Source organism: Halopseudomonas xiamenensis, assembly GCF_014219065.1.
Lineage (GTDB): Bacteria > Pseudomonadota > Gammaproteobacteria > Pseudomonadales > Pseudomonadaceae > Halopseudomonas > Halopseudomonas xiamenensis.
This window is the reverse complement of sequence record NZ_JACLGO010000038.1, coordinates 23996-31007: the sequence shown is the minus strand read 5'-3', so window position 1 is coordinate 31007 and position 7012 is coordinate 23996. Positions and strand designations below refer to the sequence as shown.

Annotated in this window: 5 protein-coding genes and 1 pseudogene; 4 read left to right on the top strand and 2 right to left on the bottom strand. The window is 55.9% G+C overall.

Going from position 1 to position 7012, the window contains the following annotated elements:
* A pseudogene (locus H6X51_RS20500) lies at positions 1-146 on the top strand (signal peptidase II); the annotation flags it as partial.
* A 106-nt stretch (positions 147-252) separates the two neighbouring features.
* Here H6X51_RS20500 and H6X51_RS18490 read toward each other — a convergent pair.
* Positions 253-567 carry an ArsR/SmtB family transcription factor gene (locus tag H6X51_RS18490; RefSeq protein ID WP_019383639.1) on the bottom strand — a complete coding sequence of 105 codons (315 nt, stop codon included), beginning with the start codon at positions 565-567 and terminating at the stop codon, positions 253-255.
* Positions 568-892: 325 nt separating this feature from the next.
* Positions 893-1921: an IS30 family transposase gene (locus H6X51_RS18485; protein WP_185268930.1), complete on the bottom strand. Its 1029-nt coding sequence runs from the start codon at positions 1919-1921 to the stop codon at positions 893-895.
* A 147-nt stretch (positions 1922-2068) separates the two neighbouring features.
* Between H6X51_RS18485 and H6X51_RS18480 the strand changes: the two genes are divergently transcribed.
* The 3 genes from H6X51_RS18480 (at position 2069) to H6X51_RS18470 (ending at position 6929) form a co-directional block, all read left to right on the top strand.
* On the top strand, positions 2069-3274 hold the full coding sequence (locus H6X51_RS18480; protein ID WP_027951106.1) for an IS256 family transposase: 1206 nt from the start codon (positions 2069-2071) through the stop codon (positions 3272-3274).
* A gap of 144 nt (positions 3275-3418) precedes the next feature.
* Positions 3419-5806: a pyruvate formate lyase family protein gene (locus H6X51_RS18475; RefSeq protein WP_185268929.1), complete on the top strand. Its 2388-nt coding sequence runs from the start codon at positions 3419-3421 to the stop codon at positions 5804-5806.
* A gap of 148 nt (positions 5807-5954) precedes the next feature.
* A complete protein-coding gene (locus H6X51_RS18470) occupies positions 5955-6929 on the top strand; it encodes a glycyl-radical enzyme activating protein (RefSeq protein ID WP_156859321.1) in 975 nt (324 codons plus the stop codon).
* Positions 6930-7012: the final 83 nt, after the last annotated feature.

Genomic DNA, 7012 nt, shown 5'->3' with positions numbered 1-7012 from the left:
TCAGTCTTTTTGCGAATGGTGGAGGCTGGCAGCGCTACTTTTTTATCGGAATCGCGGTAGTGGTCTCGATTTTTCTGGGTATCCGGAATTTCTGGTTGATAAAATGCCAAAGATGTAAAGAAGAAAATCTTTCTCAGCGGATTATCTGATTGATCCTCTTCAGCCTACTCTACTGCCAATTTTCTGTTTCCACCTTCGCCTGAGTCTTCATAGCGATGCTGACTAGGGAGGACAGCGAGAGCTGGGCAAGCGTCAAAGCGGTTCTGGTTCATGCGCAATCCGAACACCTGCACAACATTCCTCTTGTAAGAAACCGATCAAATTCTCTAGGTGCCCATACTCGAGTATACAGACAATCGTGCGGCTATGTTTCTCCTGCCGGATCAGCCCTACCTTGGCCATGCGCGCAAGGTGATGTGATAGCGTCGAAGCAGGAATACCCAGCCCCTTCTGGATATCTCCGACCGAAGCCCCATCATGGCCAGCTTTGACCAGAAAGCGGAACACGGACAGTCGGTGACTATTCCCTAGCTCAGCTAAGCTGGCTGCAACCTTTTCGTGATCCATAGCACGCCCCAATAATTCGATGTTTCTAGAATTATAGTTGACAGGTCGGATAAACGCAAGTAGGCTGCGTACATCATTTCGACAATACTAGAAATATAGGAGTAATATTGAATGTCATCTCAACTCCAAGACGCTCTAGGCATGTTCGCCTTTCTCGCTATCGAGCTATCGGTTTTATTCATTGGCATTAGCTTGCTGGTCGGAGTTCTTCAACGTCACATCCCACCATCCAAGGTGGAAGCGTTACTGACTTCCAGTGGGAAGCGAGGCTATTTTCTTGCTGCTGGTTTAGGAGCGGCGGTTGCAGGAGCTGAGTGCAACACGGTCATTGAATTGAAGCTGGGGCATCATGCCGCATAGCGATGGCCTTCTGCATCACCTCACCCATAACTTCGATGGGGCACTTGAAGTCGAAGCGCTTACGCGGTCGCATGTTCAGTTGCAGGGCGATGGCATTGAGCTCTTCCTGGCTATGCACCGACAGGTCTGTGCCCTTGGGCAGATACTGGCGAATCAGACCGTTGATGTTTTCGTTGCTACCGCGCTGCCAGGGGCTGTGTGGATCGCAGAAGTAGATCGCCACACCGGTTCTCTGGGTGATCTCGGCGTGCCGCGCCATTTCCCGGCCTTGGTCGTAGGTCATGCTCTTGCGCATCGCCAGCGGCATGCCATTGAGTGCGGCACTGAAGCCCTCCATCGCCGAGGTCGCCGTCGCATCGTTCATCTTCACCAGCATCAGGTAGCCACTGGTGCGCTCCACCAGCGTGCCTACAGACGAGGCGTTAGCCTTACCCTTGATCAGGTCGCCTTCCCAATGCCCTGGCATCAGCCGGTCTTCGATCTCTGGCGGGCGCACGTGAATGCTGACCATCTCCGGGATCTGTCCGCGTCGATCCACGCCGCCCGAGCGTGGTCTGCGCGTTGTCTTACTTTGGCGGAGGCAGATGATCAGCTCCTTGCGCAGTTCGCCGACCGGCAGGGCATAGATCGCGTTGTAGATCGTCTCGCGACTGACGTAGGCCTCTCTGAGGCTGGGTATGTTCATGCTGCGCAGCTTGCCGGCAATCTGCTCGGGAGACAAACGCTCGCGGAGCATATGAGCCACCAACTCGAAACGCTCACTCCCCGGCAGCAGCTTACGCATTGGCCGACAGACTCGGCGGCGGGCCTTCATCTGTTGTTGAGCCACATGGGCCGAGTAGCCGCCGCGGACATCTCGGTTGCGACGCACCTCTCGACTAATGGTCGAAGGCGATCTATGGATCAGACGAGCAATCCTGCGCAAGCTGAAGCCTTGGGCGTGGCCGATTTGGATGGTGGCGCGCTCTTCAACGCTGAGTTCGGAATAAGACATAGGGGCAGCACCGTACCGGAAAGGTCAGGTGTTGCACTCAGTTTTCGCGGCCGCCTGGTGTAAATCTTCACGGTGGGGTGGCGGCCACCGTGGGTCTCCGTAAACTGGAGGTTACGACACCTTCACCAATCACGGAGAGACACCACGATGACCGAGGACAGGATGGCATTGATTGAGCTGGCTGAAAAGCATGCGGACGGTGATTTACTGAGGGAGCTGGGCGAACTGGTCCTGCAGCGACTGATGGATGCAGAGGCGGAGCAGCGTTGCGGCGCCGGCCGACATGAACGCAGTGAGGGCCGGGTCAACCAGCGCAACGGCTATCGCGAGCGCACACTGGAGACACGATTGGGAACGATGGACCTGCGAATTCCGAAGCTGCGCACGGGCAGTTACCTGCCGAGCTTCCTGGAGCCCCGGAAGGCCTCGGAGCAGGCGTTGGTGGCTGTTGTGCAGGAGGCGTATGTGAAGGGGATATCGACCCGCAAGGTCGATGATCTGGTGCAGGCGATGGGTATGAGCGGCATCTCCAAGAGCCAGGTATCGCGACTGTGCGAGGAACTGGACGAGCGCGTCGAGGCTTTCCTGAATCGCCCGCTGGAGGGCCCATGGGCCTACGTCTGGCTGGATGCGACCTATCTAAAATCGCGCGAGCGTGGCGCTGTCAGCAGCCAAGCGGTGGTTGTTGCCGTTGGCGTCAGCAGCGAAGGTCGCCGGGAAACCTTGGGCATGGCTGTGGGTCCGGCCGAGACTGAAGCCTTCTGGACCGAGTTCCTACGCAGCCTGGTGCGCCGTGGCCTGTCAGGCGTGCGACTGGTGGTCTCGGATGCCCACGAGGGCCTGAAGCAGGCGATTGCCAAGGTCATAGGAGCTACCTGGCAACGCTGCCGGGTGCACTTCATGCGCAATGCGCTGGCCCATGTCCCGCGCAAGCAGCACTCCATGGTGGCCGCCGTGATCCGCACGGCCTTCGTGCAGGAGAACCAGCAGGAGGCACGCCAGCAGTGGCGAGAAACCGCTGACAAGCTGCGAGAGCGCTTCGCCAAGGTAGCGGAGCTCATGGACAGCGCCGAGGACGACGTGCTTGCCTTCATGAGCTTCCCGAAAGAGCACTGGCCTCAGCTGGCATCGACGAATTCCCTGGAGCGATTGAACAAGGAAATCAAACGCCGCTCGCGGGTGGTGGGTATCTTCCCGAACAACGCTGCCATCATGCGGCTCGTGGGAACGCTACTCGCTGAGCAAACAGATGAATGGCAGGTGACACGCCGCTACATGAGCCAAGAGACGTTGGCGCGCGTGCTGAGCAAGGAAGACCAGGCCAACCTACTGCCACAGTCTGAGGCCGCCTGAAGCAATGAAACTGGAGACCGGAATTACACCACTTGACGGGACACTACCACTCCTTGTACTCTCAGTATGTGCTTCGTTTAAGACGGGGCGACATGTAAAGCAACCGTAGCTTCAAAAACAATATTAAAAGACGCGAGGTGAAATATGAATGCAATTACTAATGTCGTTGGTCAGTCACTGGAAGATGGTTCTCGAGTCGCTCGCCTGAAGAAAGCTGTCAACGAGGCTACCTACGGTGGCTGCATCGAGCGCGCAGTGCTTTGGTCAGAGTATTACATGGATGAGGCCAACGATGGGAAATCTACGGCCGTTCAGATAGCTGAAGCGACACGCCACGTCCTGGCCAACAAAACGGTGAAAATCTATCCTGACGAGCTGATTGTTGGCAACTTCACCTCCAAACGGGTCGCCGGCATCTGTTATCCGGAGTTTGGCGGTCTGGGCATAATGATTGGTGTCGACAAACTACCCACCCGCAAGGTCAATCCTCTCGAGATCAGCGAAGACGAGCAGGCAAAACTCCAGTCATATATTCCGTTCTGGATGGACAAGTATATGGTTTATCTTGCCTTTGACGGGCAGGAAGAGCAGATGCGCTTTATTAAGGAGCAGACTGAAGCACTGCAGTACCAATTGTATGAGGCTGGTGGTATTGCTCACCTGGCACCCGGCTACGAGAAAGTGATCAAACTGGGTGCCGAGGGCATCATCGCCGAGGTGGAGGCCTTCGAGGCACAAACCAACGATCCCTCCAAGCTGGACTTCTACCAGTCTGTGAAAATCTCAATGAATGCGCTGGCAGAGTTTGGTGACCGCTATGCGACCGAGGCGCGTAGGCTGGCAGAGGCTGAAGCGGACCCTCAGCGGAAACTTGATCTAGAGCGGATTGCGGAGGTCTGCGCTCGCGTACCACGTTATGGCGCAACCAGTTTCTATGAAGCGGTCCAATCAATGACCCTCACCCACATCGCCATTTTCCAGGAGACAATGGGTGAAACCACCTGTCCGGGCCGCGTGGACCAATTCCTGAATTCCTACTATGAAGAGGATTTGGCGGCTGGACGTATTTCAAGACAAGAGGCGAAAGATATTCTGGGCGCTTTCTGCGTAAAGGTATGCGAACACATCCCCATGTACACCGACGAGGTGACCAGCATGCTCGGTGGGCTGACTAGCTGGGAGGTAGTGACCATCGGTGGTCAGGACTCCGAGGGCAACGATGCGACCAATGAACTGAGTTTCATTTTGTTGGAGCTCGCCGATGAGTTGCGCATGCGCCAGCCCAACTTCCACGTCCGTCTCCACGAGAACACACCCAAGGCATTCTACGATGAGGTCATCCGGGTGAACTTCGGCCCGGGTTCGGCGCCCGCCATGTATAACGACGAAACCATCATCGAGTCCATGGTGAATGTCGGTTACTCCCTGGAGGATGCCAGAGACTATGTCGCCATCGGCTGTGTTGAGCCCACGGCGCCGGGCAAGACCCTGGGTTCCACCGACGCCGGGATGTACAACATGGCCCTGGCCCTGGAAATGGCGCTCAACGAGGGGTGCCAGTTTGGTTCTGACCGACAGATCGGTGTCAAGACACCCCCGGTCTCCAGCATGAAGAGCATGGATGACGTATTGGACGCCTACAAGGTGCAGGTGAAGCATCAGCTGGGCAAGCTGCACGCGGATTTGCAGAAGTGTGAACAGTTCCACGCCAAGCACCACCCCACCCCTCTTACCAGCGCTACACTCGAAGGCTGCCTGGAGCAGGGCGTTTGCTCTACACAGGGTGGCGCGAAGTACAATTTCTCCGGTATCCAGGGCACCGGCATGGCGGTCGTGGCCGATTCCCTGGGGGCCATTGAGAGTGCTGTGTTCGAGGACAAGTGGCTCACCCTTGAGGAGCTGGTCGCTCACCTGAAAGACAATCTCTCGGATGAGGTTGTGCGGACCAGGCTGAAAGGCATCGATAAATTTGGCAACGATATTCCCAAGGCGGATGCCTGGATGAAGTGGGTCGGGGATCACTACTCCGATTCCATTCACGCCCTGGGCAAGAATACCCGCGGTGGCCAGTACCTGGCGGGCGTGTACTCCAACACTTCCCACACCCACTTCGGCGGGCTGATCAATGCCACACCAAATGGCCGTCGTGCCGGCGAGACCTTCGCCTCGGGTTTTGCGCCGGAAAACGGTGCAGACAAGCGTGGCTCCACCGCCTTGATCAATTCGATGAACCGGATCGATTTCAAGAAGTTTGCCAATGGCATCAACTTCAATATCAAGCTGGATGCCTCCAGTTACGACTGTGACGATGGTAAGAGTGCACTGGGTAGCATGTACAAAGTGTACTTCAAGCGCCACGGCATGCAGGTGCAGGCCAATATGTTGGATCCGAAAATCCTGATTGAAGCACGGGACAACCCGGAGTTGCACCCCAACCTGCTGATTCGGGTATCGGGCTACTCGGCATACTTCAACGATCTATCACCTGAAATGCAGGATGAGGTGATATCGCGTAGTAGTAACAGGGGCTGAGCTGAGACTACTTTTGTCCTACCTTAACTCTGTTCGTAGAGTTTTACCAAAGTGTGCCTGCGAGCTGAACCTTGGGCAGTTCGCAGGCCTACCTCAATAACGATCTATCACCTGAAATGCAGGATGAGGTGATATCCCGGAGCAGTGTATGAGACCTGATGCAAGCCTGATTGATGCGATAGCAGTTACCGAGCCAAGGAAGGCATCGCTGTACTTCGACATCAAGAGAAACACCCTGGACGACGGGCCGGGCATTCGCAGTGTGGTGTTCTTCAAGGGCTGCCCGCTGTCTTGTACCTGGTGCCAGAATCCGGAAAGCATCAACACCGGTTACGAACTCTCCTATGATGCAGAGAAGTGCATCAGCTGTCACGACTGTGCTGACGCCTGCCCCGAGCAGGCGATCGACCTGAGTTCGCCCGACAAGATCATCCGCGACAAATGCACCCAGTGCTTCAAGTGCGTTGATGTCTGCCCGTCAGGTGCACTGGAGCGCTGTGGCAATGACATCGACATGGATCAGCTGGTGGAGAAGGTGCTTGAGGACGAGGCCTTCTTCGAGGCCTCCGGCGGCGGTGTCACTGTCTCCGGCGGCGAGGCACTGATGCAGATGGATTCGGTCGGCGAACTGTTTTCGCGGCTGAAGCAGCGGAATGTCCACACGCTGATCCAGACAGCGGGCCTATTCAATTACAAGGTATTTGAAAATCTGGTATTGCCCTACACCGACACCATCTACTTTGATCTCAAGTTGATGGACAGCGATGCGCACAAGCAGTACTGCGGCGTTCCCAACCATTCTATTCATGAGAACTTCAGGAAGGTCCAGGCCCTGGCACGGGATTCGGTGATCGAGGTTCTGCCGCGGGTCCCGTTGGTGCCCTTTATCACCGACACAGATGAAAACCTCAGTGCCATTGCTGACTTTATGCTCGAGAACGGCGTAAAGAACATGCAGATCTTGCCGTACAACCCGATTTGGCTCGACAAGCTGCCACGCTTCGGCAGTGTCCAGCGTCTGGACTTCGGTGAAGGGACAGGCAAGTTCATGCCGGACGCGGAGCTTGACCGCTGTACGGAGATTTTTGAGTCCAGAGGTATTCACGTCCATTGTCACAGGTGATGTATCAGCTCAGACAGCCGGCGTCTTCCTGATTTCGTTTTACCTATAACCCATAATCAATCTGTCCATCACATGAGGAAAAT

What these genes read in the sequence shown, in the direction of transcription:
- H6X51_RS18475 (WP_185268929.1), top strand. Translation starts at nt 3,419, where the DNA reads ATGAATGCAATTACTAATGTCGTTGGTCAGTCACTGGAAGATGGTTCT.
- H6X51_RS18480 (WP_027951106.1), top strand. Translation starts at nt 2,069, where the DNA reads ATGACCGAGGACAGGATGGCATTGATTGAGCTGGCTGAAAAGCATGCG.
- H6X51_RS18470 (WP_156859321.1), top strand. Translation starts at nt 5,955, where the DNA reads ATGAGACCTGATGCAAGCCTGATTGATGCGATAGCAGTTACCGAGCCA.
- H6X51_RS18485 (WP_185268930.1), bottom strand. Translation starts at nt 1,921, where the DNA reads ATGTCTTATTCCGAACTCAGCGTTGAAGAGCGCGCCACCATCCAAATC.
- H6X51_RS18490 (WP_019383639.1), bottom strand. Translation starts at nt 567, where the DNA reads ATGGATCACGAAAAGGTTGCAGCCAGCTTAGCTGAGCTAGGGAATAGT.